Annotated in this window: 29 protein-coding genes; 12 read left to right on the top strand and 17 right to left on the bottom strand. The window is 65.7% G+C overall.

What is annotated here, in order from left to right:
- Nucleotides 1-25: 25 nt before the first annotated feature.
- The 3 genes from ACZK4Z_RS00890 to ACZK4Z_RS00880 form a co-directional block, all read right to left on the bottom strand.
- The gene (locus tag ACZK4Z_RS00890; protein WP_049423115.1) at nucleotides 26-394 is read right to left on the bottom strand and encodes a VOC family protein; all 369 of its coding nucleotides are present in this window, start codon (nucleotides 392-394) and stop codon (nucleotides 26-28) included.
- 68 nt (nucleotides 395-462) lie between these two features.
- Nucleotides 463-1,230, bottom strand: a complete 768-nt coding sequence (locus ACZK4Z_RS00885; protein WP_125893073.1) for a helix-turn-helix transcriptional regulator — start codon at nucleotides 1,228-1,230, stop codon at nucleotides 463-465.
- 123 nt (nucleotides 1,231-1,353) lie between these two features.
- The gene (locus ACZK4Z_RS00880) at nucleotides 1,354-1,929 is read right to left on the bottom strand and encodes an OmpO family porin (protein ID WP_004134798.1); all 576 of its coding nucleotides are present in this window, start codon (nucleotides 1,927-1,929) and stop codon (nucleotides 1,354-1,356) included.
- A 206-nt stretch (nucleotides 1,930-2,135) separates the two neighbouring features.
- Here ACZK4Z_RS00880 and ACZK4Z_RS00875 point away from each other — a divergent pair, with 206 nt between their 5' ends.
- The 5 genes from ACZK4Z_RS00875 to ACZK4Z_RS00855 all read left to right on the top strand — a co-directional run bounded on the left by ACZK4Z_RS00875 (nucleotide 2,136) and on the right by ACZK4Z_RS00855 (nucleotide 6,485).
- Nucleotides 2,136-3,086, top strand: a complete 951-nt coding sequence (locus ACZK4Z_RS00875; protein WP_185749945.1) for a DUF2268 domain-containing putative Zn-dependent protease — start codon at nucleotides 2,136-2,138, stop codon at nucleotides 3,084-3,086.
- Between the two features lie 212 nt (nucleotides 3,087-3,298).
- Complete coding sequence (locus ACZK4Z_RS00870; protein WP_012509703.1) at nucleotides 3,299-3,571, top strand: hypothetical protein; 273 nt, start codon at nucleotides 3,299-3,301, stop codon at nucleotides 3,569-3,571.
- 155 nt (nucleotides 3,572-3,726) lie between these two features.
- Nucleotides 3,727-4,413, top strand: coding sequence for a hypothetical protein (locus ACZK4Z_RS00865; RefSeq protein ID WP_125893069.1), 687 nt, complete (start codon nucleotides 3,727-3,729; stop codon nucleotides 4,411-4,413).
- A 471-nt stretch (nucleotides 4,414-4,884) separates the two neighbouring features.
- Complete coding sequence (locus tag ACZK4Z_RS00860; protein ID WP_200881082.1) at nucleotides 4,885-5,106, top strand: helix-turn-helix domain-containing protein; 222 nt, start codon at nucleotides 4,885-4,887, stop codon at nucleotides 5,104-5,106.
- On the top strand, nucleotides 5,103-6,485 hold the full coding sequence (locus ACZK4Z_RS00855) for a HipA domain-containing protein (protein WP_100435579.1): 1,383 nt from the start codon (nucleotides 5,103-5,105) through the stop codon (nucleotides 6,483-6,485). Before ACZK4Z_RS00860 ends, ACZK4Z_RS00855 begins: the two co-directional genes overlap by 4 nt.
- 36 nt (nucleotides 6,486-6,521) lie before the next feature.
- Here ACZK4Z_RS00855 and ACZK4Z_RS00850 read toward each other — a convergent pair whose 3' ends face one another.
- On the bottom strand, nucleotides 6,522-7,187 hold the full coding sequence (locus ACZK4Z_RS00850) for an Ivy family c-type lysozyme inhibitor (RefSeq protein WP_253145862.1): 666 nt from the start codon (nucleotides 7,185-7,187) through the stop codon (nucleotides 6,522-6,524).
- 115 nt (nucleotides 7,188-7,302) lie between these two features.
- On the opposite strand from ACZK4Z_RS00850, the gene ACZK4Z_RS00845 reads away from it, so the two are divergent.
- Entirely contained in the window at nucleotides 7,303-7,779 is a 477-nt protein-coding gene (locus ACZK4Z_RS00845; protein ID WP_125893065.1) for a YybH family protein, read from the top strand.
- 144 nt (nucleotides 7,780-7,923) lie between these two features.
- Here the strand turns inward: ACZK4Z_RS00845 and ACZK4Z_RS00840 are convergent, their stop codons facing one another.
- The 5 genes from ACZK4Z_RS00840 to ACZK4Z_RS00820 all read right to left on the bottom strand — a co-directional run bounded on the left by ACZK4Z_RS00840 (nucleotide 7,924) and on the right by ACZK4Z_RS00820 (nucleotide 11,009).
- Complete coding sequence (locus ACZK4Z_RS00840; RefSeq protein WP_004153554.1) at nucleotides 7,924-8,949, bottom strand: NAD(P)H-dependent glycerol-3-phosphate dehydrogenase; 1,026 nt, start codon at nucleotides 8,947-8,949, stop codon at nucleotides 7,924-7,926.
- A gap of 20 nt (nucleotides 8,950-8,969) precedes the next feature.
- On the bottom strand, nucleotides 8,970-9,488 hold the full coding sequence (gene secB, locus ACZK4Z_RS00835; protein WP_005407596.1) for a protein-export chaperone SecB: 519 nt from the start codon (nucleotides 9,486-9,488) through the stop codon (nucleotides 8,970-8,972).
- Between the two features lie 100 nt (nucleotides 9,489-9,588).
- Entirely contained in the window at nucleotides 9,589-10,026 is a 438-nt protein-coding gene (locus ACZK4Z_RS00830) for a rhodanese-like domain-containing protein (protein WP_004134671.1), read from the bottom strand.
- Between the two features lie 57 nt (nucleotides 10,027-10,083).
- Nucleotides 10,084-10,509, bottom strand: coding sequence for a hypothetical protein (locus ACZK4Z_RS00825; RefSeq protein ID WP_100470146.1), 426 nt, complete (start codon nucleotides 10,507-10,509; stop codon nucleotides 10,084-10,086).
- A 32-nt stretch (nucleotides 10,510-10,541) separates the two neighbouring features.
- Nucleotides 10,542-11,009, bottom strand: coding sequence for a YiiD C-terminal domain-containing protein (locus tag ACZK4Z_RS00820; RefSeq protein ID WP_005407593.1), 468 nt, complete (start codon nucleotides 11,007-11,009; stop codon nucleotides 10,542-10,544).
- Between the two features lie 35 nt (nucleotides 11,010-11,044).
- Between ACZK4Z_RS00820 and ACZK4Z_RS00815 the strand changes: the two genes are divergently transcribed.
- The 3 genes from ACZK4Z_RS00815 (at nucleotide 11,045) to ACZK4Z_RS00805 (ending at nucleotide 14,238) form a co-directional block, all read left to right on the top strand.
- The gene (locus ACZK4Z_RS00815; protein WP_125893063.1) at nucleotides 11,045-11,854 is read left to right on the top strand and encodes a uroporphyrinogen-III synthase; all 810 of its coding nucleotides are present in this window, start codon (nucleotides 11,045-11,047) and stop codon (nucleotides 11,852-11,854) included.
- A 104-nt stretch (nucleotides 11,855-11,958) separates the two neighbouring features.
- Nucleotides 11,959-12,936 carry a uroporphyrinogen-III C-methyltransferase gene (locus tag ACZK4Z_RS00810; protein WP_125893061.1) on the top strand — a complete coding sequence of 326 codons (978 nt, stop codon included), beginning with the start codon at nucleotides 11,959-11,961 and terminating at the stop codon, nucleotides 12,934-12,936.
- Nucleotides 12,937-12,942: 6 nt separating this feature from the next.
- On the top strand, nucleotides 12,943-14,238 hold the full coding sequence (locus ACZK4Z_RS00805) for a heme biosynthesis HemY N-terminal domain-containing protein (RefSeq protein WP_032130162.1): 1,296 nt from the start codon (nucleotides 12,943-12,945) through the stop codon (nucleotides 14,236-14,238).
- 116 nt (nucleotides 14,239-14,354) lie between these two features.
- On the opposite strand, the gene ACZK4Z_RS00800 is transcribed toward ACZK4Z_RS00805, so the two are convergent.
- Nucleotides 14,355-15,650: an acetyl-CoA C-acetyltransferase gene (locus ACZK4Z_RS00800; protein WP_099551602.1), complete on the bottom strand. Its 1,296-nt coding sequence runs from the start codon at nucleotides 15,648-15,650 to the stop codon at nucleotides 14,355-14,357.
- A gap of 93 nt (nucleotides 15,651-15,743) precedes the next feature.
- Between ACZK4Z_RS00800 and ACZK4Z_RS00795 the strand changes: the two genes are divergently transcribed.
- Nucleotides 15,744-16,631: a hypothetical protein gene (locus tag ACZK4Z_RS00795; protein WP_125893059.1), complete on the top strand. Its 888-nt coding sequence runs from the start codon at nucleotides 15,744-15,746 to the stop codon at nucleotides 16,629-16,631.
- A gap of 122 nt (nucleotides 16,632-16,753) precedes the next feature.
- On the opposite strand, the gene ACZK4Z_RS00790 is transcribed toward ACZK4Z_RS00795, so the two are convergent.
- From ACZK4Z_RS00790 to ACZK4Z_RS00775, 4 genes are all read right to left on the bottom strand, one after another.
- Nucleotides 16,754-17,368, bottom strand: a complete 615-nt coding sequence (locus tag ACZK4Z_RS00790; protein ID WP_049462224.1) for a superoxide dismutase family protein — start codon at nucleotides 17,366-17,368, stop codon at nucleotides 16,754-16,756.
- Between the two features lie 31 nt (nucleotides 17,369-17,399).
- Entirely contained in the window at nucleotides 17,400-17,969 is a 570-nt protein-coding gene (locus ACZK4Z_RS00785; RefSeq protein ID WP_014035519.1) for a superoxide dismutase family protein, read from the bottom strand.
- Between the two features lie 93 nt (nucleotides 17,970-18,062).
- Nucleotides 18,063-19,511, bottom strand: a complete 1,449-nt coding sequence (ntrC, locus tag ACZK4Z_RS00780) for a nitrogen regulation protein NR(I) (RefSeq protein ID WP_125893057.1) — start codon at nucleotides 19,509-19,511, stop codon at nucleotides 18,063-18,065.
- The gene (locus ACZK4Z_RS00775; RefSeq protein WP_125893056.1) at nucleotides 19,504-20,565 is read right to left on the bottom strand and encodes a two-component system sensor histidine kinase NtrB; all 1,062 of its coding nucleotides are present in this window, start codon (nucleotides 20,563-20,565) and stop codon (nucleotides 19,504-19,506) included. Before ACZK4Z_RS00775 ends, ntrC begins: the two co-directional genes overlap by 8 nt.
- Before the next feature lie 385 nt (nucleotides 20,566-20,950).
- Between ACZK4Z_RS00775 and ACZK4Z_RS00770 the strand changes: the two genes are divergently transcribed.
- Complete coding sequence (locus tag ACZK4Z_RS00770; RefSeq protein ID WP_478451124.1) at nucleotides 20,951-22,777, top strand: ATP-binding protein; 1,827 nt, start codon at nucleotides 20,951-20,953, stop codon at nucleotides 22,775-22,777.
- A 168-nt stretch (nucleotides 22,778-22,945) separates the two neighbouring features.
- Here the strand turns inward: ACZK4Z_RS00770 and chrA are convergent, their stop codons facing one another.
- From chrA to arsH, 3 genes are read right to left on the bottom strand one after another with little or no spacing between them, the layout of a single operon-like run.
- Entirely contained in the window at nucleotides 22,946-24,145 is a 1,200-nt protein-coding gene (gene chrA / locus ACZK4Z_RS00765; protein ID WP_478451123.1) for a chromate efflux transporter, read from the bottom strand.
- 54 nt (nucleotides 24,146-24,199) lie between these two features.
- Nucleotides 24,200-24,619: an arsenate reductase (glutaredoxin) gene (arsC, locus tag ACZK4Z_RS00760; RefSeq protein ID WP_099472786.1), complete on the bottom strand. Its 420-nt coding sequence runs from the start codon at nucleotides 24,617-24,619 to the stop codon at nucleotides 24,200-24,202.
- Nucleotides 24,616-25,356 carry an arsenical resistance protein ArsH gene (gene arsH, locus ACZK4Z_RS00755; protein ID WP_478451122.1) on the bottom strand — a complete coding sequence of 247 codons (741 nt, stop codon included), beginning with the start codon at nucleotides 25,354-25,356 and terminating at the stop codon, nucleotides 24,616-24,618. The genes arsC and arsH overlap by 4 nt, the downstream gene beginning before the upstream one ends.
- A gap of 40 nt (nucleotides 25,357-25,396) precedes the next feature.
- On the opposite strand from arsH, the gene ACZK4Z_RS00750 reads away from it, so the two are divergent.
- Nucleotides 25,397-25,711, top strand: coding sequence for an ArsR/SmtB family transcription factor (locus ACZK4Z_RS00750; protein ID WP_478451120.1), 315 nt, complete (start codon nucleotides 25,397-25,399; stop codon nucleotides 25,709-25,711).
- Nucleotides 25,712-25,715: the final 4 nt, after the last annotated feature.

The raw sequence follows: 25,715 nt of genomic DNA, 5'->3' as shown, positions 1-25,715 counted from the left end.
GTCCACCGGCGAAGGTACGAAGACCTCAATCCATATCACTCCAGACCGCCAGCTCGTAGCCATCCAGATCGCGGAAGTGGAAGCGGCGGCCACCGGGGAAGGCGAATACCGCCTGCACCACCTCGCCACCGGCGGCAATCACGCGCTGCTGGGCGTCGGCAAGGTCCGCGCAGTAGAGAATCACCAGTGGGCCGCCCTGCGCACGTACCGGTGTGTCGGACACGAAGCCGCCTTTCAGGCGGCCGTCGTCGAACTCGGTGTAGGCCGGGCCGTAGTCCGTGAATTTCCAGCCGAATACCTCGCCGTAGAAGCGCTTGCTGCGGGCGATGTCGGCGACGTTGAATTCGATGTTGTCGATGCGGCGCTCGGCATCGCGGGGTGCGGCGTGGCTCATGGCGTGACTCCTGGGTGGGAGCCCCAGCTTCGGTCAGCGCGGCACGGCGGTCTTGAACAAAACGGCCATCATCGGCCCCATTCCAGGCGCAGCTGCCGTGCGGTCATGCTGGCAAGCTCGCGCGCCTCACGGCTGAGGTGGGCCTGGTCGGCATAGCCGGCATCAGCGGCCAGCATCGCCAACGAGTGCTGCGGCAGCGCGCGGCTATGGCGAAGAAAGCGCTGCAGGCGCAGGATGCGCTCCAGCGTCTTGGCGCCGTAGCCGAACTGCGACTGGCTGAAACGGCGCAGGCTGCGCGGGCTCAGGTTCAAGCCTGCCGCCAGCTCGTCCAGCGTAGCTTGGCCACGGCCAAGCGCGTGGAACAACACATGAGCCCGTTGCGCCTGCACGTCGAGGGCCGCCGCGCCCATGTGCTGTTGCAGGCACTGCGCCATCCGCTGCAATCGTTGAGCCGGCGCGGTATCGCCAATGGAAGCAGCGGCTGCTGTGGCCCATCCGCCCTTCAGATCGGCCAACGGCACCGCCTGTCCAATGATGCCGGCCAGTGGCAGTCCCAGCGCGGCCAATGCCTGGCCAGGTCGGAAGCGTGCCCCCAGTACCTGTGCACCGGGTGCCAGTGCCGGATGTGCAGCCACCCGATCCGGGCCGACCACGAACAGCGCGCCGTCGCGCCAGAGGATATCCACGCAGCCATCGGGCAATACGGTGATGTGCCCATCGGCATCGGCAGGGAGCTGGCTCTGCCACAGCTGGCCGAAGTGGCCACGCAGCGGCGCAGGCACCAGATGCTCCTGGTAGGCCATGCCAGTACCTGCGAGGGAGGAAGGGTCGCCCATGCCGCATTGTGGCGCCACAGGGCCCATAAAAGTGAAGCCCGGCGCGAGGCCGGGCTTCGGTTGGCGTGTGGGAGAGAGAGAGAGTCACACGCCAGCACAACACGCACTAACGACAGGCGTTTGTTACCAGGTGAAGCGCGGGCCCACGAACCACTCGCGGTCGCCGGCCTTGGCCAGCTTCACTTCGCCACTCAGGCCCCAGTTCTGGTTGAACTTGGCGGTGGCGCCGACGCGGCCGTAGAACTCGCCGTCCGGGTTGTAGCCGTGCTTCTTGCTGAAATCTTCGTAGCCGGCCATCACGTAGCCTTCCACGTACGGGTTGAACGCGGTGCGCACGCCCACTTCGGTGGAGTAGCCGTTGAAGTCCAGGCCGCGCTTCTCGTCGTACTTCTGGTACGCAACACGGGCCACCAGGTCGGTGTTCGGTGCGATGCCGTAGTTGTAGCCGACACCCAGGCGCCACTGGTCGACGTCATTCTTGAACTTGTCGGTTTCCTGGGCGCTGTAGTCGCCAAAGACGTGGAAGTTCGGGTGCACCGCAACGGAACCCTTCACCTTCCAGCCATCGGCGTCGCCGCCCTTGGCATCGGTGTTCACGTAGCCGCCTTCAACGTAGTTGTACGACAGGCCATCGGTTGCCGATGCAGCGAACGGCAGAGCAGCCAGAAGACCCAGGGCAAGCAGCGAATTCTTGTTCATCGGGACACACCTTTAATTATTTTGGTTTCGTCGACCGCCTCCCGGGAGGGGGAGAGAGAGGAGGCGGTCGACAGGTGTGAATTATCCGTTAGGGGGTCTAATCAACCCTGAATATTGAACTGACTGGTGTATAAATAAGGCTGGCGTTCAGGGAACTCCGCATGGCATTGCTGTCGGCTTCTTACGCGCATCACGCTCGATGCTTGATGCGGGCACTGATCCTGATCGCCTCGCCGATCGCGCTGCTGCAGGCACAGGCGGCTGAGCGTGTCGGTCCTGCCGGGCACATCGTCGTACAGACAGACGATGTCACGCGCTTCTTCAAGGTGCTGGACGCCAACCATGGGCGCCCAAGCGCCGATGATCTGCAGCACGGCTATCTGGATGCGGGTACGGATGCCCTGCGCAGCTTCACCGACAGCCGTATCGGCTCGATGGAGCGGCTGGCCAGGGCCATCCAGGACAAGCCGGCATTGTTTGCGAAAGCGAGAACCTGCGCGACCGCATTGCCATCGATCCGCACGCGCGTCGCCGCTGCCGTCGATCAGCTCGGCGCCTTGTTGCCGTCTGCGCGCTTTCCTCCGGTCACCGTACTGGTGGGCCGCGGCAACAGTGGTGGCGTTACCACCGAAGCAGGTGTGGTCATTGGACTGGAAGCGCTGTGCAATGCGGACTGGATGCAGGCCGATGCAAGCGACCGCTTCGTGCACCTGATCGCCCATGAGTACGTGCACGTGCAACAGCCCGGCGCGCGCGTTGATGTCGAGCAGCCCACCCTGCTCTATCAGACGCTGCTGGAAGGCGGCGCCGAATACGTGGCCGAACGGATCTCCGGGCAACCGGCCAACGCGCATCTGCAGCGTTGGGCGCAGGGTCGCGAGTGTGCGCTGGAGCGCGCGTTCCTGCAGGACAGCATGGGTACCGATCTTTCGAGGTGGCTGTACAACGGCCCCGGCGACGATACGCGCCGCGGAGATCTCGGCTACTGGATCGGCTACCGCATTGCCCACGCCTATGTTGCGCGCGGGCCCGACACGCCCAACGCCATCGCCGAACTGCTGGATGTCCAGCCTGGAAACGCTGCAGCGCTGCTGGAAGCAAGTGGATGGCAGCCTGCGTGCGGAGCAGGCGAAAGCACACAGACGCACATGCCGTGATGCCGGCTTCATGCAGGTGAATGGGTGATATTGAACAGGCACAAGGCGATACGCCGGTGCAGATCAGCTCGCTTGATCCCGCTTGTTAAGGTTCGTTGATTTACAGGCCTTCACAGCCCATCCACGTACTCAAATTCCAGCTGAAAGCGCTTGGTAGCGCCGGGAACAAACGCCGCTATATTCCAGCTTCCCCAGACGAAGGAGGGAGTGGAATGAAACTGACCTCGCAACACATGAAGATGGCCCGTGCACTCAGCGTGGCGCTCATCGCCACCGTGAGCCTTGGCGCTTGCGCCTCTTACAAGAACGAGTTTGCAACGATCAACTCGCGTCTCGACCAGCTCGATGTAAAGGTGCAGGGCGCCGCCCAGAGTGCCGAGTCCGCCAACCAGTCGGCGCAGCAGGCCAACCAGCGTCTGGACCAGATCGAAGGTCGCGTGCAGCAGCTTGAAAGGGCACCTGCCGGCCGCAAGCCGCGCGGCTGATCCTCCCTCACCGTTTGAACTGATCCATCTCTGTATCGGGAACCAGTGGCCTTCACCGGCCACTGGCATCCTTCCACCAAGATTGCACTGCAAGGAGCCGTCCCATTCGTACCTCCTCCTCCCCTGCGCGCCGCGCCCTCCATGCCGCACTGGCCATGGCACTGGCCGTTGCGTGCAGCGGCGTAGCCAACGCCAGGGACAAGGACGTACCTGCACCCCCGGTCGCCGCAGTCGATGAACTGCCCGCTGACCAGAGCGTGTCCGAGACGGTGATCGAACTGGCCGGCTGGGTAGTCGCCAGCAAGGACAACCAGGGTTATCCGTTCGCGATCATGGACAAGGCGGCTGCGCAGGTACTGGTCTTCGGTGGAGACGGCAAGCTGCGCGGTGCCGCACCGGCGCTGTTCGGTTCGGCCATCGGCGATCACTCCGCACCCGGCGTTGCCAAGCTCGCGCTGAGTGCGATTCCAGGCCATGACCGCACTACCCCGGCGGGCCGTTTCATTGGTGGCTATGGCCCCTCCGACGATGCCGGTCGCGTGCTGTGGGTGGACTACGATTCCGCCGTTTCGATGCACCCGCTGCCGCCAGGCACTCCGAAAGAGAAGCGCGCCGAACGGCTGGCATCACCTTCGCCGGACGACAACCGCGTTACGCACGGCTGCATCAACGTCACGCCTGCGTTCTACGAGCAGATCGTGCAATCCACGTTCGAGAAGGGCGGCGTGTTCTACATCCTTCCGGACAAGGATTCGATCGCGAAGACGTTCCCGGAGTTCGCGCAGAGCCGGGGCGATGCAAAGGACGAAGGCGAGAAGGGCGCGCGGCGCGCGGGCAAGTAACAGACGCTTTGCCTGCGGCCATGGCTGGTTGTGGCCGGGGTGCGGCCAGGCCTGTTGACGATGCGAGCCTGCGCTGCAGGCAGAGGTTCCCGGGCACGCTCCTGGCAGGCCCCACCTGGACCCCACTCATCGCGGAGGTCCCACCCTCGTGGCGCTGCCCATATGGACCGGATGAGGCATCGCGCTCCCACGACGTCAAAGAATCCTTGAGTTCATGAGGATTTTTTGGAGGCTGGACGCCTTTGCAGATAAATCCTTATTTCAATGAGGATTTTCTTGCATCCAGCTCTTTTGCCAAGAAATCCTCAAGATCGAAAGGATTCTAAGGAATCCTGGGCTTTGCGCGAAGAATCCTCACCGCAGTGAGGATTATATGGTATAGACGATGGGTCGAATCCAGAGCGTCAGGCTCTGCTGGGGGAGTTCCCATTGAAGATCAGGCTTGAGAAGGCTGAGGCCTTGGGACCACTGGTGAGAGCCGCCCGCAAGCATCAGGGACTGCGCCAGGATGCAACCGCCGAAGGCATCGGGGTCAGCGAAAATTTCCTGGCAAAGGTCGAACGCGGCGGTACCACGGTGCAATGGGGCAAGTTGTTCACCGTGCTTGACGAGCTGGGGCTGCATGTCGAAATCGACGTGCCGGACGAAGCGATGGCCCTGCTGGCCAAACGTGCCAACGGGAAGGTGCCATGAGCGCCCCCCGTATTGATCTCAAGGACGTCATTACAACGACCGTCCTGTCTGGACTGCACTATCCGCTTCCACCACGCGAACTGCAGGTCAGCATCGACGAAGCGCCGGTGGGCCGCCTGACCGAAGCAGCAAACCTGTGGCGCTTCACCTATGCGCCGGAGTGGCTCGGCAGCGCACATCGGTTTCCACTGGCGCCTGCGTTGCCACTGCAAGACACCGCCATCCTCGATGGCTCCAGCCAACGCCCCGTGCAGTGGTACTTCGACAATCTGCTGCCGGAAGAGCAGCAACGCACGCTGATGGCAACCGATGCCAGGGTGGATGGCGCGGACGCGTTCGCATTGCTGGCCGCCTATGGCGCGGAATCGGCAGGCTCGTTGACGCTGCTGCCTCCAGGCCAGCGCCTGCCACCCGGCGGCAGAAAACCACTGCCCGATGCGGAACTCTCCACGCGTATCCAAGGCCTGCCACGCACGTCGCTTGCGGCGGGTGCCGCCAAGCGCATGTCACTGGCAGGTGCCCAGCACAAGCTGGCAATCATCGAGACAGGGGGAGAACTCTACCAACCTCTGGGCGCCGAGCCCTCGACCCACATCCTCAAGCCTGACAGCACCAGCAGCAGTTATCCCCACAGCGTGGCCAACGAGTGGTTCGTGATGCGCCTTGCACAGCGCATGGGGCTGCAGGTGCCGAAGATCGAGCGCCGCTACGTACCGGAGCCGGTCTTCATCATCGAGCGCTTTGATCGCGAAATCACCGCCGATGCCATCCATCGCCGTCATGCCATCGACGCCTGCCAGCTGCTCAACCTCGACCGGCAGTTCAAGTACACGCTCGGCAGCATCGACACCCTGAAGGTCATCGTCGAGCAATGCAGAAGCAAGCTCAAGACGCGCGTCCGCCTGTTCGACTGGTTGATCTTCAATGTACTCACCGGCAACAACGATGCGCACCTGAAGAACCTGAGCTTCCTGGTCGACAGCAGGGGCATCGAACTGGCCCCCCACTACGACCTGCTGTCCACCGCATGTTACGAGACCCGCGCGTATGCCGACGAGGGCGCACGTTGGCCAGAACGCTCGGAACTGTCGTGGCCCATTCTCGGTGTCGCGCGCTTCCACGACCTTCGTTTCGAGCATCTGGTTTCTGCCGGTGAAGCGCTGGGCCTGGGAAGGCCGGCTGCCACCCGGCAGCTGCGCCATCAGATCGACCGCATCACGAGCGAAGCCCAGGCGCTTTACGCGCTGGTGCTGCAGGAAAACCAGCAATGGTCGACCCGTTTCGACATCGGCCCAACCTTGGAAGGCGAAGTGCATTTCCTGAGAACACTGGTCCACGTGATCATCGCCGACATGGTGAGGCAGCTTTCACCCGCATGATGCGGCCGCCGGAACATCATCCGGCGTCACCACCGATTACTCGCAGGACTCGCCTTCTTCCTTCAGCATCGCTTTGTCCACCGGCTGCTCGCGCTCGATCAGCGCGCGCTGCTCGTCGCTGGGTTCACCCAGCCACCAGATTCTGCAGCGCGCGGTAAGGCGGCCGACCATCTTCGACTGATCGGGCGAGTACAGCATCGCCAATGCGGTGCCGGGGCAGTCGTGGGCCTGGCAGGCGGTGTAGAACCACCATGGCTCGCCCTGCAGCACCACCAGCTCGCCGGGCCCGCTGGGCCCGCTCAACAGGCGTTCGCGCAGCGACGGAATCTCCTTGTCAGCAGATTCGGCCGCGGCTGTGTTCTTCATCAGGGCGTTGAACGCGGCCAGCACCTTCGGATCCTTGCGGCCACAGTCGTCCACGGTGTTGCCGCCCACCAGGGTGAAGAAATGCGTCGCCAGCGGGTTGTCCGCACAGGTGAGTTCTCCGCCGGCGCTCGGGTCTTCCGGTTCGCCTTCGTTGTCCCACACCGAGGGGTCTACGCCGTCTTCGATGGACGGCGCCTGCTCGACCACCGTTGCCGTGGCCGCAGGTGCTTCGGTGGTTGGTGCCGGTGCGGTCGGTGCTGCATCCGGCGCTGGTGCCTGTCCGCAGGCGGCCAGCAGTGCGACCGTCAGTGCCATCCCTGTGATTCGAATCTTCATTCCTTGTCCTTGTCTGATCTGCGGTGCATGCCGCCGCGCGGGCGCCTGCGTGATTCTAACCAGCAGTGCGCTAGGATGCGTTCGCACGTTCCCGTCATCGCCTGGAGCCGGACGCATGCACCGCACACGACTCGCCGTGATTTTCTGCAGTGCCCTGCTGCTGGCATCGCCGGCCATCGCCCACGATGCTGAAGGTGCGAAGCCCGCACAGCCTCTTCCTGATGCGGCCCTGCCCGCGACGCTGGACCGCGTACTGCGCGACTACGAGCAGGCCTGGCGCACGGGCGATGCCAGGGCACTGGCTGCGCTGTTCGCCGAGGATGGTTTTGTGCTGCAGAGCAACCAGCTACCGGTGCGTGGGCGCAGCGCGATCGAAGCCGCGTATGCCGGCCAGGGCGGCAGCCCGTTGCGGCTGCGCGCGCTGGCGTACTCGGTGGAGGGCAGCACGGGCTACATCATCGGTGCCTACACCTACGGCAACAACGTGGGGGACACCGGCAAGTTCACGCTGACGCTGAAGCGCGTGGGCGACGGGCCGTGGTTGATCTTCTCGGACATGGACAACACCAGCGCGCCGCCACGGGCGCGGTGATGGATTCCGCCGGGCATGGCCCGGCGCTACCGGGCGCCAATCAAGGTTGGCTGCTACCAGAAGCGGATTCCGGAGTAGATCCACGCCATGCGTGGATGGGCCACACACATAAAAAACCCCGGCACGTAGCCGGGGTTTTTCGATTCACTTGAACAGCGTGTCCGGATACTCCGGTTTCTGTTCCCGTGCCAGCAGCGCGCGCAGGCCTTCCTCAGGCGTCTGCTCGCCGTGCAGCACGGCACGCACGCGGTCCGAGATCGGCAGGTCGATGCCATGACGGCGTGCCTGTCGCATCACCTCGTCGGCGGTCTGCACCGACTCGACCACCTGGCCGATTTCGCGCACGGCATCCTGCAGCGTCTGGCCGCGGCCCAGGGCCAGGCCCAGGCGGCGGTTGCGCGACAGGTCGCCGGTGCAGGTCAGCACCAGATCGCCCAGGCCCGCCAGGCCCATCAGCGTTTCCGGCTTGGCGCCGATCGCCGCGGCCAGGCGCAGCATCTCGTTGAGGCCACGGGTGATCAGGCCGGCACGGGCGTTGAGGCCCAGCTGCATGCCGTCGGCCACACCGGTAGCCACGGCCAGCACGTTCTTCATCGCGCCGCCCAGCTCGGCACCGACCATGTCGTCGCCGGTGTAGGCGCGGAACGCCGGGCCATGCATCGCCTCGGCCACCGCCTGCGCGAACTCGGGCACGTCGCCGTGCACGGTGATCGCGGTCGGCAGGCCCTGGGTCACTTCCTTGGCGAACGACGGCCCGGTGACGACGGCCAGCGGCACGTCCTCACCCAGCACTTCGCGCGCCACTTCATGCAGGAAGCGGCCCGAACCAGGTTCGAAGCCCTTGGTGGCCCAGGCCACGCCGGCACCGGCCGGACGCAGCGGCGCCAGCGCACGCACGGTTTCACCGAAGGCATGCGACGGGGTGACCACCAGGATCCAGGCGGCGCCCTCCACTGCCGACGCCAGGTCGGTGGTGGCACGCAGGCTGTCCGGCAGCGGGATGCCCGGCAGGTAGCGCGGGTTCTCGTGGCGCTGGTCGATGGCCTCGACCACGGCAGCGTCGCGCCCCCACAGCACGGTCGGGTGACCGTGCCGTGCGAGCAGGCTGGCCAGCGCGGTTCCCCAGGAACCGGCGCCAAGCACGGCGATCTTGTCAGCGGTAGTGCTCATCCGTGACGTCGCGGCAGGAATCAGGCGTTGCCAGCCGGCTCGGAGTCAGCCAGCGACGGTGCGTCGCCCTGCTCCTGGCGCTGGCGCAGGGTTTCTGCGTACAGGCCTTCGAAGTTGATCGGCTGCAGGAAGAACGGCGGGAAGCCGCCGGCCTGGATCAGGTCGCTGATCAGCTGACGCACGTACGGGAACAGGATGTTCGGGCACTGGGTGCCGAGCAGCACGTCGATCGACTGCGGGTCCAGGCCGACCAGGCCGAACACGCCGGCCTGCTTCACTTCGGCCACGTAGGCGGTGCGCTCACCGGCCTGGCAGGTCAGGGTCACGGCCAGCACGACTTCGAAGGCGTTCTCGCCCAAGCGCTGCACCTGCTGGTTCAGGTTGAGCTGCAGTTCCGGCTGCACCTGGTCATTGAAGATGGTCGGAGCGTTCGGCGACTCGAAGGAGACGTCCTTGACGTAGATCTTCTCGACGGTGAAAGCAGGGCCGGTAGCGGCATCGACCGGCGCAGCGGCGCCGTTGGTGATCTCTTCGGACATTTCCAGTAACTCCAGGTGAATGCAATGAAAACGATGGTCGAACTACTGCGATGGGGGCGGGATCAGGCCCATACAAGGCCGGATCCGCCACCTGCGGCAATCAGTTGCGGCCCTTGACCAGCGGCAGCTCGGCCTGCTGCCAGGCGGGAATGCCGCCGTCGAGCACGTAGACCTTTTCGAAGCCGGCCTTCTTCAGCGCCTTGGCGGCGGTTTCCGAGGCGTTGCCGCTGCGGCACACCAGCACCACCGGCGACTGCTTGGCGTTGGCCACCAGCTTGTTGTCCGGGCCGAAGGCACTGGCCTGGGCATTGCGGCTGCCGGCAATGTGGCCCTTCTCGAAGTCACCGCTGGCCGACAGGTCGACCACCACCGTGCCACCCGCGTTGATCAGCTGGGTCAGTTCGGCGGGCTTGATGCCCTTGAAGCCCCGGAACAAGCGGCGGATCTCGGTGACGATGATGGCCACGGTCAGGCCGACCAGGGCCGCGGACAGCATCGGGTTTCGGCCTGCAAAGGCCAGCAACTCTTCGTAATTCACTCAGGTCACGGGTCGATTAAGCGGGCGCCGATTGTCGCACAAGCCGGACGCGGCCCGTCACTGCCCCTTCCACAGGTCCGGCAGGCCGGCGGTCTGCCACCAGCGCTTGGCCTCGGCATCCCAGCGCCAGCGCTCAACCACCACCACGGTGCGTTCGGCCTGGGTGTTCTGGTTGATCACCCCGATTTCGACCCGGCGCTCGACCAGGCCGCCTTCCAGCGCCGCGCTGCTGCGCTCGCGGTAGGACGACACGCGCAGCTGCGCGTAGCGGTTGAGCTCGAACTCGGTGGGCGGCTTTTCCTTGCGCAGCTTGGGGTCCAGATAGCCGATGGCATCGTCCATGCTGCCCCAGCGGATGGTGGCGCCGTAGGCGATCTGGGTCTCTTCCAGCAGCTTGCGCTGCTTGCGGCTCAGGTCGTCGGCCGAAGCCACGGCGCTGGCCAGCAGCAGGGAACACATCAGGAACTGGATGAGGCGGCGCATCGGTGGTTTCCCCAGAACGTCAGCCTGCCATCCTACCCTTTGGCGAAGGCAACGAAGCGACCGCTGAACTCGGCGGCGGGCTTGCCATCGGCACCGGGCTGGGTGGCGATGATGCTGATGCGGGCCTTGCGGCGCTGGCGGAAGGTGTTCAGGAAGGCATCCCAGCCAGTGGCCTCGGCCGCTTCGGCATGGGCGTGCAGGTCTTCGTAGACCGGTGCCAGGTAGCGCAGGTTGCTGTCGGCCACGTAGACCTCGGCATCGTGGCCGGCCAGGCGCAGGCGCAGGCTGACCAGTGCCCAGCCGGACAGGGTCAGCACCGAGGCCAGGCTGCCACCGAAGGCGTTGCCCTTGTCGTTGACGTTGGCGGCCAGCGGCGCGGTGATGCGCAGCACGCCATCGGCATAGCCGTCGAGCTGGATCTGCATGGCGCGGACCGCCGGCATGCAGTCAAGCACGTCCTGCAGGGCGGCCAGCGAGGAAGTCAGAGCATCAACGGACATCGGAGCAGGGACCACGACAACGAAGGGCCCGCATAATGCAGGCAATGGCCGACCATACGATACCCACTGGCGCTGCCGGTTCCGAGCCGGGCTGGACCTTCATTTCGCTGCGACCGCAGGGCCAGAATTCCGCGCTGCGCCGCGCCGTTGCTGGGCTGGGCGGGCATGTGCTGGCCCTGCCACCCTGGCGCCTGCAGCGCCTGAACGGCACGCCAGTGGTGCACCAGCTGCAACGCGCGCTGAACTGCGATCGGGTGGTGTTCACCAGCCCGGCCGCTGTGGCAGCGGCCGCGTCCCTGCTGCCGCTGGCCGACGCGCAGCGCAGTCCGTGGCTGACCGTGGGCGACGGCACCGCGCGCGCGCTGCGGGCGCAGGGCGTCGCCGAGGTGCATGCGCCGCAGCGGATGGACAGCGAGGGCCTGCTGGCGCTGCCGGTACTGGCGGACGTACGCGGCCTGCGCATCGGGCTGGTGACCGCCCCCGGCGGACGCGGCCTGATTGCCGCGCAACTGCAGGCGGCCGGCGCCAGCATCGAACGCGCCGATGTCTATCAGCGTCGCCTGCTGCGCCTGTCGCCACGCACGCTGGCTCGATTGGCGCATTCAGCGTATCCGTGGGTGCTGGCGGTCAGCAGTGGTGAGGCGTTGCTGCATTTCTGGCAGCAGCTTCCGCCGGCATTGCAGCAACGCTGTCAGGCACATGCCAACGCCGTCGTGGCCAGCGAACGGCTGGGCGAACAGGCGCACGCATTGAGGCTGCAGCGCGTGGTGCGCGCGGCCGGGCCCACCACCGCGCAGCTGGTGGCGGCTGCACACGCCACGCTCACCGTCCCGGCAGCGAACTGAACAGGGACGTGGGTCACGCTTGCCGCTGTGGTCGGCAACAGTGATGCTGTGCACAACGCGGCCTGCCGGAACCTGACCGGCGACGGTGCCGACAAGGAAGCCCCATGAACGAGACTCCGCCCGTTTCCCCGCCCCGTCGACCCGTGCGCTGGCTGCTGCCGCTGGCCGGGGTGGTCGTGCTTGGCGTGGGCGGCTATGCCGGCTGGTACGTCTGGCAGCAGCAACAGCACCAACAGGAAGCGCAGGCGCAGACCACGGCCGTACAGCTGCAGGGCCTGCAGGCGACGCTGGATGCATTGCGCCGCGACCAGCGCGCAACCAGCCAGCGCCTGCAGGATGCGGCGACCACCAACCGCGTGCTGCGCGACGAGATGCTGGGCCTTTCCCAGCGCAGTGCGCTGCTGGAAGAGAACCTGGCCAAGCTGGCCGACAGCGCCAACCAGGGCCGTCAGGCGGTACAGCGCGATGAGGCCGAACTGCTGCTGACCCAGGCGGCGCAGCGCCTGAACTACGCCGACGACGTGGAAGGCGCACGCCGCCTGTATGCACAGGCCGCCACAGCGCTGGCCGATCTGCCCGACAGCGACGGCCTGAACCTGCGCCAGGCCCTGGTACAGGAACGCGATGCACTGGATGCGCTGGGCACCGGCCCGCGCGTGCAATCGCTGCAGCGGTTGGATGCCCTGGCCAAGGCCCTGCAGGGCCTGCCCTCGCAGGTGACGGGTAGCACCGCGCCCGGCGCCGGCAAGCCCTGGTGGCAGGCCACGCTGGCACCGTTCGTGGACATCACCCCGAGCCGCCAGAATGGCCCGCTGACCGCCGCCGAACGCCGCAATGCCGACGATGCGCTGCAGCTGGAACTGACCCTGGCGCGTGCCGCAATCGAACGTGGCGACCGCACCGGTCGCGATACCGCGTTGGCGCGCGTGGAACACTGGGCACAGCGGCGTTGGCCGGATTCACCGGCCCTGCGCGCGCAACGTGCTGAACTGAAGGCCTTGCGCGAGCTTCCGCTGCAGGCCAGCAACAGCGTTCTTGGCAGCACCCTGCAGCAACTGCGCACCCAGACCGACCGGAGGTAATCCCCCATGAAACCCCTGCAATCCCTGGTCGTGCTGTTGCTGGCCGTGGCCATCGGCGTGGTGGCCGCGCAATGGCTCGGCGCCGATGACCTCAACCGCTTCGGCGAAGTGACCCTGCGCTACGGCGGCTACGACTACCACAGCAACCTGCCCAAGGTGGCACTGCTGTCGGTGATCGCGGTGCTGGTGCTGTGGCTGCTGTGGAGCCTGATCGCTGCACCGTTCCGCGCCTGGGGCCGCTACCGCCGCAAGCAGGGCCGGGTGCGCCTGATCGACGGCCTGCAGGCCTATGAGCACGGCCAGTGGCAACGCGCGGAAAAGCTGCTGGATGGTGCCGCCAAGGATCCGGAAGTGAGCGCGGTGGCGCTGGCCAATGCCGTGCGCAGTGCGCAGGCACGTGCCGACGGCCCCGCCGGTGAAGCCCTGCTGCAGCGCCTGGGCGAGAGCGATGCCACCCTGCAGGCGCTTCTACGCGCCGAACAGCTGCTGGCGCGCGATCTGCCGGTGGATGCGATCAACGCGTTGGATGTGGCGACGATCCAGCCGCTGCCGCCGCGCGGCCTGTGGCTGCGTACCGAAGCGCTGGCACAGGCCGGCCGCGCCCACGAGGCGTATGGCCAGCTGGGTGCACTGCGCCAGAGCAAGGTGCTGCCGGCCGACGCAAACAGCGAACTGGAAGCACGCCTGGCCGCACAGGCACTACTGGAAGCGGCCGACGTCAATGCGCTGGCCGCGCAATGGGAAGCCACGCCGAAGGCGCTGCGGCCAACCCCGGACGTGGTGGGTGCGTATGCCAGTCGTGCGGTTGCATTGAACTGGGACGAACCGGCGCTGCTGGCGTTGGAACAGGCACTGGACCAGCGTTGGGATGACGAACTGGTGGCGCTGTATGGCCGCCTGCCGGCCGAGCGCCTGGCCACGCGTCAGGCCAACCTCGCGCGCTGGCGCAACGTGCACGACAGCTCGGCTGCGCTGCGCCTGGCACAGGGCCGCGTGGCCCTGGCCCAGCAGCAGTGGGATGCCGCCGATGCGTTCCTGCACGAGGCCATCGCCGCGGGCGCCGGTGCCCCGGCGTGGGAGGCACTGGGTGAGCTGTTCGCACAGCGTGGCGAGCACGCGCTGGCCGCGCAGTGCCTGGCCAATGCGCTGCGACTGCAGCGTGGCGAGGACAGCGTGGAACTGGTGCGCGGCACCGAAGCGCCGCTGCGTGCCACGGTGGAGGAGCAGCCGGTTACGGTGCAGCCGCCGGTGTATGACGCCAACGAAGAGCGCGACGAATTCGGCAATCCACGGTTGCCGTGAAGCGTGCCGACCAACGGTCGGCACCCACCGGAGCAGAAAAACGCCGCCCATTGGGCGGCGTTTTCATCTGTGGAACCCGGTAGTCGCCAACCTTGGTTGGCGCGCGGTCGCAGCGATCAGCGCTCGACGATCGCCACTACGCCCATGCCGCCGGCGGTGCAGATCGACACCAGCGCGCGGCCACCGCCGCGTTCGGCCAGCTGCTTGGCTGCGGTGGCGATGACGCGTGCGCCAGTCGCCGCGAACGGGTGGCCGGTGGCCAGCGACGAGCCCAGCAAGTTGATCTTGTCCGGGTCGATGCGACCCAGCGGTGCATCCAGGCCCAGGCGATTGCGGCAGTAATCCTCGCTCTCCCACGCACGCAGGGTGCACAGCACCTGCGCGGCAAAAGCTTCGTGGATCTCGTAGATGTCGAAGTCCTGCAGGGTCAGGCCGTTGCGCTTGAGCATCTCCGGCACGGCCACGGTCGGCGCCATCAGCAGGCCTTCGCCATGCACGAAGTCCACCGCCGAGACGTGCGCGTCACGCAGATAGGCCTGCGGCTCATGGCCGTGGGCACGCGCCCACTCTTCGCTGGCCAGCAGCACCGCGGCGGCGCCATCAGTCAGCGGCGTGGAGTTGGCGGCGGTGAGCGTGCCGCGGCCGGAAACCTTGTCGAACGCCGGCTTCAGCGTGGCCAGCTTCTCCAGCGAAGTATCCGGGCGCAGGATGTTGTCACGCTCGACACCACGGAACGGTGCGATCAGGTCGTTGAAGAAACCGCGCTCATAGGCAGCAGCCAGCTTCTTGTGCGACGACACCGCCCACTCGTCCTGCGAGTCACGCGAGATGTTCCATTCCTTGGCCATGTCCTCGCAGTGGTCGCCCATGCTCTTGCCGGTGCGCGGCTCGGCCACGCCCGGGAATTCGGGCTTGAGCTCGGAGAACTTGAAGCCAGCGGTGAGCGCGCGGATCTTGTCGCCGGTGCTCTTGGCACGGTTGGCCGCCAGCAGGCGTGCACGCAGCTTCTTGCCGTAGACGATCGGCACGTCGGAGGTTGTGTCTGAACCGCCACCGATACCGGATTCGATCTGGCCCAGCGCGATCTTGTTGGCAACCGTGATGATGCTGTCCAGCGAAGTGCCGCAGGCGCGCTGCAAAGTGATGCCCGGGGTCAACGGCGACAGGCCGGAGGACAGCGTGGCTTCGCGGCCCAGGTTCCAGTCGCTGGAGTGCTTGATCACCGCACCCATCGCCACTTCACCCAGCTGCTGGCCGTGCAGGCCGAAACGTTCAACCAGCGCGCCCAGCGTACGGACCGACATGCCGAGGTTGCCGACATCCGAATACGCGGTGTTCTGGCGGCAGAACGGAATGCGGACGCCACCGAGGATGGCGACGGGACGAGCGTTGGGCATGGAGATACCTGGCATGGATGAGGGTGTCTGCAACATGGCCTGCACGACGGAGCAGGCATAATGGAGCCAAGTGTAGCTGCCGCCCTGTGATGGGCCAACCGTGGAACCATGAGCAAACCCGACCCCGCGATGAATGCCCTTGGCGTGCTGGCCCTGGAACTGGCCGGCGGCGAAATCCCCCGCCAGGCGGTGCTCAGCGCCGAACAGGCCGGTGAACTGGCCGATCGCGTCGGCCGCGACCTGTCCAAGCTGGTGCCGCAGGTGGCCGAGCTGGACCTGGTGTTCGCCGCCGCCCATTTCGATCCGGCCGAAGTACTGCGTCCGGGCTGGCCGATCCACCGCCGTCTGGAAGAACTGCAGATGCGTGCGCCGGGCCGTAACCAGGGCCCGCGCCTGCTGGCCTTCGGTACCGATGCCAACGGTGACGTGCCGCTGCCGTTCCAGGCCGATGCCAGCCTGGTGGGCGGTGGCCTGCGCGTGGTGCCGTTCCTGCTGACCGGCAGCGACGTGGCGACGACCAATGCGGTGGCCGAGGCGCTGGAAGACACGCTGCTGGCCAACGGCATGGCCCATGCCGATACCGCGTTGATGGCGCAGAACAGCTTCGGTGCCCGCATCGAGCATGCGCGCTATTTCACCGTGAATGATCTGGCCGCGATGATGTCGATGCAGTACGACAATCAGGGCCTGGCCGCGCTGTGGCCGCTGATCGAGACCGCGATCATGGCCCCGGGCGAGGACGAATGGCTCAACGCCGCGCCCGAGCCGCTGCTGCGCTACACGCACGGCGAGGCACGCATGGCGCTGTTCGATCCGGCCGGCTGGTGCGCGCACTACAACCACGGCAAGAACGACTGCGACCGCCTGAAGGGCATCTACGAGCAGTTCCTGATGCGCCAGCGGCAGATGGCCGCGGTGCTGGAAGCGCACGGCGTGCCGGTGCTGTTCGTGCACTGCGAGGCCGGTCAGGACGCGCGCGAACTGCTGGCGCGCTGACCCGGGTGGCCTGTTGGTAGTGCCGGCCGCTGGCCGGCAACCTCCGGATCTGCGATTGCCGGCCAGCGGCCGGCACTACCGATAAAGAAAAACGCCGGCTTGCGCCGGCGTTTTCTGATGGCTTACTGCGCCTTCTGGATCACTGCGCAGGCCAGGCGCGCACCGGCGTTGCCGGTCGGCTGGGTCTTGTAGTCATCCGCATCGGCATGGACGATCAGGCCGCGGCCGATGATGTCGAAGTCATCGCCCTTGCCGATGTTGACGTTGCTCGACACCGGGCCGTCGATGGTGGCCACGCCCTTGTCGTCGGCCTTGATGTTGGGCATGTCGCCACCGTGGTGCGGATCGGCGGACACGCTGCCGTGATCCTGCTTGCCCGGGTTGAAGTGGCCGCCGGCGCTCATGCCGTCCGGCGCGCTGCAGTCGCCCTTCTCGTGGATGTGGAAGCCGTGCTCGCTGCCCGGCTTCAGGCCGCTGATCTGGCCGGTCACGTGGACCTTGCCGTCAACCACCTTGAAGGTGACGCTGCCCTTGGTCTCGTTGCCCTGGGTCGGCGCCAGCTCGGCCGTGGCCGAGGCATCGGCAGCCGGTGCAGGTGCTGCGGCCGGTTCGGCGGTGGCGCCGTCGGCCGGAGCGGCCGGCGCGGTTTCAGCCTGCGGCGCGGCCGGCTGCTGGTTGCAGGCCGCCAGGCCCAGTGCAGCAATGGCTGCGAACAGCGAAGTGTGGATCAGACGCATGGAATTTCTCCCTGGATGATGCCTGCAGTGATCAGCGGACAACCCGGATCACGCCACAGGCGATGCGGACGCCGGCATTGCCGGCGGGCTGGCTGCGATAGTCGTCGGCGTTGGCATGCACGACCAGTGCACGTCCGGCGATATCGGTGGCGGCGCCTCCGCCAAGGGTAACGCCCTTGAGGTGGATATCGACGTTGGCGCGGCCCTGGGCGTCGGCACGCAGATTGTCCATGTCGCCCAGGTGGTGCTTGCCGGTGCCGGCGCGGCCATGCGCAGCGCCACCGGGATTGAAGTGATTGCCGGCACTGCTGGCATCCACCGCGCTGCAGTCGCCGCGCTCGTGGATGTGGAAGCCAGCCTGCTGCATCGGCTGCAGGCCACCGATCAGCCCGGTGATGTGGATGCCACCGGGCTCCACCATCAGCGCGATGCGGCCACTGACGATACTGGCCGAGGCCGGCGAGAGATTAGCCTCGGCCTGCTTGGCGGCGCTGACCACGGTCGGCGGTGGCGGGGTGGGTTCGGCCTTCTTCGGTGCACTGCCACAGGCAGACAGCAGCACGGCGGCGGACAACGGCAGGATGGCAAAGGACAGACGCATCGAAGACTCCTTGCAGGTGACACTACGGACGGCATCGTCCATGAACGATCAACGGTTCGGCAAGCGGGCGCGAGGATCGCGTGCAGGGACCGTTCAATGGCCCCCGCGACGGCGGCCAGCGCCCAGCTTGCGGGTAAGGGTATTGCGGCCAAGGCCCAGGCGGGCCGCGGCTTCAGCACGGCGGCCATGGGTGATCTGCAGCGCGGCCTCCAGCAGGGCATGGTCGACCCGCTCACGCACCTGCGCGTGCAGGCCTTCGGTGCCTTCGGCCAGCTGCCGGCGTGCCCATTCGGCCAGCAGCGCCTCCCACTGCCCCGGATCGGCGCTGGTGGTGCTGCTGCGACGACCGCGCGTACGGTTGAGCGCGGTATCGACGTCGGCCACGCCAATGGTGTCAGCGGCGGCCAACGCCGCCATCCGCCAGCACACGTTTTCCAGCTCGCGCACGTTGCCCGGCCAATCGTGTTCGCGCAGCGCCTGCAGTGCGGCAGCGGTCAGGCGCTTCGGCGGCGTATCCAGCTTGCGTGCGGCGGCGCCCAGGAACGTACTTGCCAGTTGTGCGATGTCCTCGCGACGCTCGCGCAGCGGTGGCAGCTGCAGGCGCACCACGTCCAGGCGATGCAGCAGATCGGCACGGAACTTCCCCTGCGCGACCAGGCCTTCCAGATCCTGGTGGGTGGCGGCAATCACCCGCACGTCGACGCGGATCAACTCGCGACCACCGACGCGGAAGAACTCGCCCTGTGCCAGCACGCGCAGCAGGCGGGTCTGCAGCGGCAACGGCATATCGCCTATTTCATCGAGGAACAGCGTGCCGCCGTTGGCCTGCTCGAAACGGCCGATATGGCGGCGCTGGGCACCGGTGAAGGCGCCGGCTTCGTGGCCGAACAACTCGCTTTCCAGCAGCTCGGACGGGATTGCAGCAGTATTGAGCGCGACGAACGGCCCCTGCGCGCGCGGCGATTCGCGATGCAGCGCATTGGCCACCAGCTCCTTGCCGGTGCCGGTTTCGCCGGTGATCAGCACCGCCAGCGGCGCCTGCGCCAGGCGGCCGATGGCACGGAACAGCGCGCGCATCGGCGGGGTATCGCCCACCAGTTGCGGTGGCTGGTCGCTGGGAGTTTCAGCTGTGGGGCTGGGGGCAGCCAATGCCGGCGCCACCGCCGGCAGCACACGCTGCGCCAGCGCCACCGCGTCGTCCAGGTCGAACGGTTTGGACAGGAATTCATGCGCGCCACCGCGGAACGCACCGGCCGTGCTGGCCACATCGGTGTAGGCCGACATCACCACCACCGGCAGCTGCGGCAGCGCGGCCTTGAGCTTGTCCAACAGCACCAGGCCATCGTCACCCGGCATGCGCACATCGGTGAACAGCAGCGCCGGTGGCGGGCCTTCGCTCAGGGCCTGCAGGGCGGGAGCGGCACTGTCGAAATCGACGACCTGGTAGCCCGCTTCGCGCAGCGCAGTACACAGCACGAAGCGCACGGCACGATCGTCATCGACCACCCAGATGCGCTGTGCGGCGGTGGAAGGTTCAGACATCGCGCGGGGCCTCCTCGGCCGGGACGGCGCCGCTGATGATCGGCAGCAGCAGGGTGAACACGGTATGGCCCGGGCGCGAACGGTAGGTCAGCGTACCGCGATGCTCGCGCGCGACCTGCTGGGCCAGCGCCAGGCCCAGGCCAGTGCCTTCGGCGCGGCCACTGACCAAGGGCAGGAACAGATGCTCGGCCAGCTCCTCGGGCACGCCACGGCCGTCGTCGGCGATTTCCAGGCGCAGCGCCAGCGTGTGCAGCTGCTCGGCGATGCGTACGCCATGCTCCACGCGGGTGCGCAGGGTGATGCTGCCGGCGCCGGCCTGGATCGCATTGCGCACCAGGTTCCACACCGCCTGGGTGAGGCGGTCGGCGTCGCCGTGGAATTCGGGAATGCTGGGGTCGTAGTCGCGCTGCAGGCGTACCGCCCAGCCGGCCTCGTTCTCGGCCAGGCGCAGCACGCGTTCCAGCGCGGCGTGGATGTTCAGCTCGGCATGCGGTGCAGCCGGGGCCGGCGACAGCAGCTGGTCGAGCAGGCCGTTGAGGCGCTCGATCTCGGACCCGATTAGTTCGATCAGCTCACGTTCGCTGGCATCGCGTTGGGCCGCGCGGCGGGCCAGCAGCTGGGCCGCGCCCTTCAACCCGGCCAGCGGATTACGAAGCTCGTGGGCCAGTCCCTTCAGCGCCGCGCTGAGCGCGCTGGGCAGGGCCTGGGTCGGGTCGAGCCCGGGGAATTCATCGACCGGATGCGCCTCCAGCAGCCAGCCGCCATCATCGCGGCGGCTCATCCAGCCCTCGGCGAAGCGCGGGGCCTCGCCGGGCACCGCCAGCGCCAACCGGTTCAGGCGCAGGCTGTCGCGCTCATCGCGGGCCAGGAAATGAGCCAGGGCTTCGCCCTGCACTTCCAGTGCAGCCAGCGGCCGCCCCAGCAGGCGCCGGACGCTGACGCCCAGCCAGCGGGCGAAGGCCGGATTGCAGCCGGCAATGCAGCCATCGGCCCCGGCCCAGGCCAACGGCGTGCCCAGGGCATCGAGGGACGGTGGGGGTGCGGGGTCGGACATTGCACCAATGTAGTGCAAAACGCGGGTCCGGGGTCGGATCCCTTTCCGTCAGGAAAGTGGACGCTTTGGCAAAGTCAGTACTGTAGGCACCAACTATGGCGAATCGCATGAGTACGAACTATGCCGAACTGTAGTTTCAGGGTGGGTTCCCAGATTCGACAGTTCAGGGAACTGCGGAACCAGATGAGAGCGTACGCCTGTTTGGCCAGCCAAGAACGCATTCATGAGAATGAAGCGTTAAGAGTAGCGGGCCATCTTAGGTGCCGAAGGCTAGCGCCCTTGCTCAGGCCCTCAGATTGCCTCGGTTGCCGCTTCCGCAGCCTCGAGGCACTATCTAGTGGCGGCTGGCTTGGCTGCATGGAAGGCGCTCAGGGGGAGCGAAGATATGCGCTTGGAAGCAATCAGCATTACCAACTTTCGTTGCTATGGGGATGAGATCCGGGTCGAACTGGACGACTTGACTACTTTTGTCGGCCGGAATGACATCGGCAAGTCAGCGATTCTGGAAGCGCTGGAAATATTCTTCAACGCAGACGTGGTGGCCATGGAGCAGGGAGATGCTCATGTTCACAGCGTAGACAAGACCGTTTCGATCACGTGTGAGTTCTCGGAGCTTCCGCCAACACTGACGTTAGACGCGGGAGCAGATACCACGTTGGCCGATGAGTATCTTTTGACCGTGGACGGCCGGCTGAAAATTCGTAAAACCTACGACTGCACCAGCAAGAAGCCATCCGCAGAAGTGCTGGTGCTTGCGTTTCACCCCACTGCGGCCAATTACGACAACCTGCTGGAATTGAAGGAGAAGGAGCTCCAAAAGAGGGTGAAAGATCTTGGCTTGGCGGTTGCATTGAAGGGCAACCCTGGCATGCGCCGCGCACTTTGGGCGGCCGCTGGCGACCTCAAGCTTCAAGAGGTCGCAATCGCGGTCGGCAAGTCCAAGGAGGACGTCAAACGTATCTGGGACCAGATTGAGCCTCACTTGCCGATGTTCGCTCTCTTCCAAAGTGATCGGAGCAGTCGGGACTCGGACAGCGAGGTCCAAAGCCCGATGAAGGCAGCCGTCGCTGCTGCCATTGCAGAGGTCCAAGATGACATTGCTCGAATCCAAACAAAGGTTCGCGAGAAGGCCGAAGAGATTGCGAAGAACACGCACAGAGCTTTGACCACGATCGATCCCAACCTTGCCAGCGAACTTACACCAGAGTTCAGCCCTCCCACCGCCGCCAAGTGGCAGGGACTGTTTTCGCTCGGCTTGAGCACCGACGATGGCATACCGTTGAACAAGCGAGGCAGCGGCGTCAGGCGGCTTGTGCTGGTGAGCTTCTTCAAAGCCGAAGCGGAGCGACGGCTCAAAACCAGCACCAAGCGCAGCATCATCTACGCGATCGAGGAGCCAGAGACGGCTCAGCACCCCAGCAACCAACGGATTCTCATCGACTCCTTCACGGTGTTGTCAGAAGACCCCGGCTGTCAGGTCATATTGACCACTCACAGTCCCGGATTTGCCTCGGCGCTACCCCAGCAGAGCATTCGTTACATCTCTCGCCACTCCGACACGAAAAAGCCGCAGGTTGAGTCGGGGGTCGACGTGTTCGGTAAGGTGGCTGAAGCATTGGGCGTAACGCCTGACAGCCGGGTCCAGGTACTAGTGTGCGTCGAAGGTCCAACCGATGTACTAGCCTTGAAAGCCCTTTCCAAAGCGCTCCACGAGGTCGACTCCAACCTGCCAAATCTTTCATCCGATGAGCGACTTGCATTTGTTGTCCTAGGCGGTGGAACGCTGGAGCACTGGGTCAATCACCACTACCTGCGGGGCCTAGGCAAGCAGGAGGTGCACATCTACGACGGCGATGTCCCGGCATATGCCCTAAGCGCGCAGCAGGTCAATGACCGTGGGGACGGGTCATGGGCTGTCGTCACAACCAAGCATGAGATTGAGAGCTACTTGCACAAGGACGCAATTGCGCTCGCGTTCGGATTTGAGATTGAAGTCACTGATCACCCCATGGCGGGCAAAGCTGTTCCAAAGGTCTTCGGGGAGGCTTTTGTCGCCCACGCTGGCGTAGGCAGTCCGCTTAAAGACTCCAACGCCAAGAGAAAGTTGGCTCAGCATGCGTTCCCTTGCATGACAGCAGCCATGTTGGAAGAGCGTGATCCCGATGGCGAAGTTCGTGGTTGGATGCGTCGGCTAGGCGAGATGTTGGCTTAAATGCCCCTTTGGGTCGGAAACTGGCCTTCGTTACCCCCGATAAGAGTCCGTAGATCCAGAATTGGATATCTGCTCCCCAAGCCTAAGCTTTGGCAAATGCCCCCTTCCGGCCAGAAGCGGACATCAGGTTCCGCTGCCGAACCGCTCCTGACCGGCCTGGCGGCGTCATCACGCCATCGTCCAACCCGCCACGGCAGCCAGCAACACGACCAGTGCAGTCGGAGCACGCACAACGACAAGTAGCCCAAACGCAACCAACGCCATCGCGACATCCCATCGGTCATGGATCGCGCTCGTCCACACCGGGTCATACAACGCCGCCAACAGGATGCCGACCACCCCGGCATTGACGCCTGCAATCGAAGCTTGGAGATCCTTGCGGGGGCGCAGAGACTCCCAGAACGGCAGCACCCCCACGAGCACAAGAAGGGCTGGCAGGAAAATGACCACCAACAGCGCAAGGCCGCCTGCCCAGCCACCCAGCGGCCCCTCGGCCATAGCCCCCAGGTACGCTGCAAAGGAGAAGAGAGGGCCCGGCACCGCCTGCGCCGCACCGTACCCGGCGAGGAGATCCGCCGTGCTCACGGTGCCGCTCTGGACGACCGCGGTCTGCAGCAGCGGCAGCACGACATGCCCGCCGCCGAAGACCAAGGCGCCAGCGCGGTACACACCCTCCAACAGCGCGGCCAAGGGGGAGCCGCTAGCCACCGCCCACAAGGGCAGCAGAACAAGCGGCAGGACCAGTAGCACTAGTGTCACCGCGCCGGTTCTTCGCGAGACGGAATAGCCGCGGTCTGATTGGCCGGACGCCGGTTCGATATTCAGTATCCAGCGACCGAGCAGTCCGCTGGCGATGATCACCACGATCTGGCCGGCGATCGAGGGCATGGACAAGGTCAACACAGCCGCAAAGACCGCCATCGCTGCCCGTAAACGATCCGGGCACAGGGATCGGGCCATTCCCCATACTGCTTGGGCCACCACAGCAACTGCCACGATCTTCAGGCCATGCAGCCAGCCGGATTCAATGATGGCCTGGTATTTGGCAACGCCCGAAGCGAAGAGGATCATCAGCACGGCCGACGGCAGCCTAAAGCCGGCCCAAGCGGCCAACAGGCCAGGCCAGCCGGCGCGACGCAAGCCCAGCGCCATGCCTACCTGGCTGCTGGCCGGGCCTGGCAGTAACTGACACAGGGCCACCAGATCGGAGTAGCTACAGTCCGTCAGCCAACGGCGGCGTTCGACGAACTCGAGACGGAAGTAGCTCAGGTGGGCGATTGGACCGCCAAACGACGTGAGCCCCAGTCGCAGGAACACCAGGAAGACGCGCCATGCGCTGTCGCTTGTCGTAGGATTCAGCGCCGACATGGGGCATGACCTCCTGTGGTTCTCAGCGGTGGCGAGCCAAGCCTGGCATTGGGATCACGGCGTCGAGCTTCCCGGGTGCCCGGTCACCAACTCTCCATCTTCCTTTCGGAAAGGCCCGGGCAGCGGCGGCAGGATCTCCAGTACCACTTCCGAAGGCCGACACAGACGAGTACCCCTATCGGTCTGTACGAAAGGACGATTGATGAGTATCGGGTGCGCCAGCATCGCATCAAGCAGCGCTTCCTCGCTCAGTGCTGCGTCGCCTAGCCCGAGTTCGTCATACGGCGTTCCCTTCTGCCGGATGGCATCGCGCACGCTCAATCCCGCCGCCGCAATGAGATCGACCAGGCGCGCACGGCTGGGTGGGTTGGCCAGGTAGTCGATCACTTCCGGCTCGATCCCGGCAAAGCGGATCAGCGCTAGGGCATTGCGCGAGGTGCCGCACTTTGGGTTGTGATAGATGACAGCGTTCACGCACTTTCCTTCTGGTTCAAAACGGTCTCCACCACGCCTGCGGCAGCGGCCAGCGCTGCTGCCTCGACGGCCCCCTTGCGCTCGCTGTAGCGGTCCACCAGGTAGTCACTACGCCCGCGCACCAGCAGGGTGAACTTGACCAGTTCCTCCATCACGTCCACCACGCGATCGTAGTACGCCGAAGGCTTCATTCGACCGTCGTCATCGAACTCCTGCCAGGCTTTGGCCACCGAGGACTGGTTGGGAATTGTCACCATCCGCATCCACCGGCCGAGCACGCGCAGCGCGTTGACCACGTTGAACGACTGGGAACCGCCGCAGACCTGCATCACGGCCAACGTACGGCCCTGGGTGGGGCGAACGCTGCCCTCTTCGAGCGGCAGCCAGTCGATCTGGTTCTTGAATACCGCCGTAAGGGTGCCGTGGCGTTCCGGGCTGACCCACACATGTCCTTCCGACCACAGCGAGGCCTGGCGCAGCTCCTGCACCTTGGGGTGGCTGGCTGGCACCGAGTCAAGCATCGGCAGATCATGTGGATCGAACAAGCGGGTTTCCGCCCCAAACTGCTCCAGCAGCCGCTGCGCCTCCAGCGCCAGCTTGCGACTGAACGACTGCGGCCGCAGCGACCCGTACAGGATAAGGATGCGTGGCCGGTGTGGCTGCGCGGCCGGATCGTTGAGCTTGGCGGCCGTGGGAATGTCCATGGCACCCGGTACCACGTTGGGGATCTGCTGCACAGGGGTTGTCCTGTCAATTTACTTCCATTATTCTAGAATCATGGAACATAAGAGCGCAACCCACGCCTTGGCAGCCCTGGGTCATGCCACCCGCCTGTCGATCTTCCGTCTTCTGGTCCAGGCGGGCGGCGCCGGCAAGCTGGCCGGCGACATTGCCCAAGCCCTCTCTTTGCCTGGCGCCACGCTCTCCTTCCACCTGAAGGAACTGCTGGCCGCGGGACTGATCAGCGCCGAGCAACGTGGCCGGACCATCTGCTACCGGGCCGAGTTCGTGGCGATGAACGCGCTGGTGGCCTACCTCACCGAAAACTGCTGTGCCGACGAACAGGCCTGTGAACGCCCCGAAGGCTGCTGACCCC

This window comes from Stenotrophomonas sp. 71799_Sma (assembly GCF_056482505.1).
The sequence above is the reverse complement of the archived record's forward strand: the minus strand, read 5'-3'. Positions and strand labels throughout refer to the sequence as shown.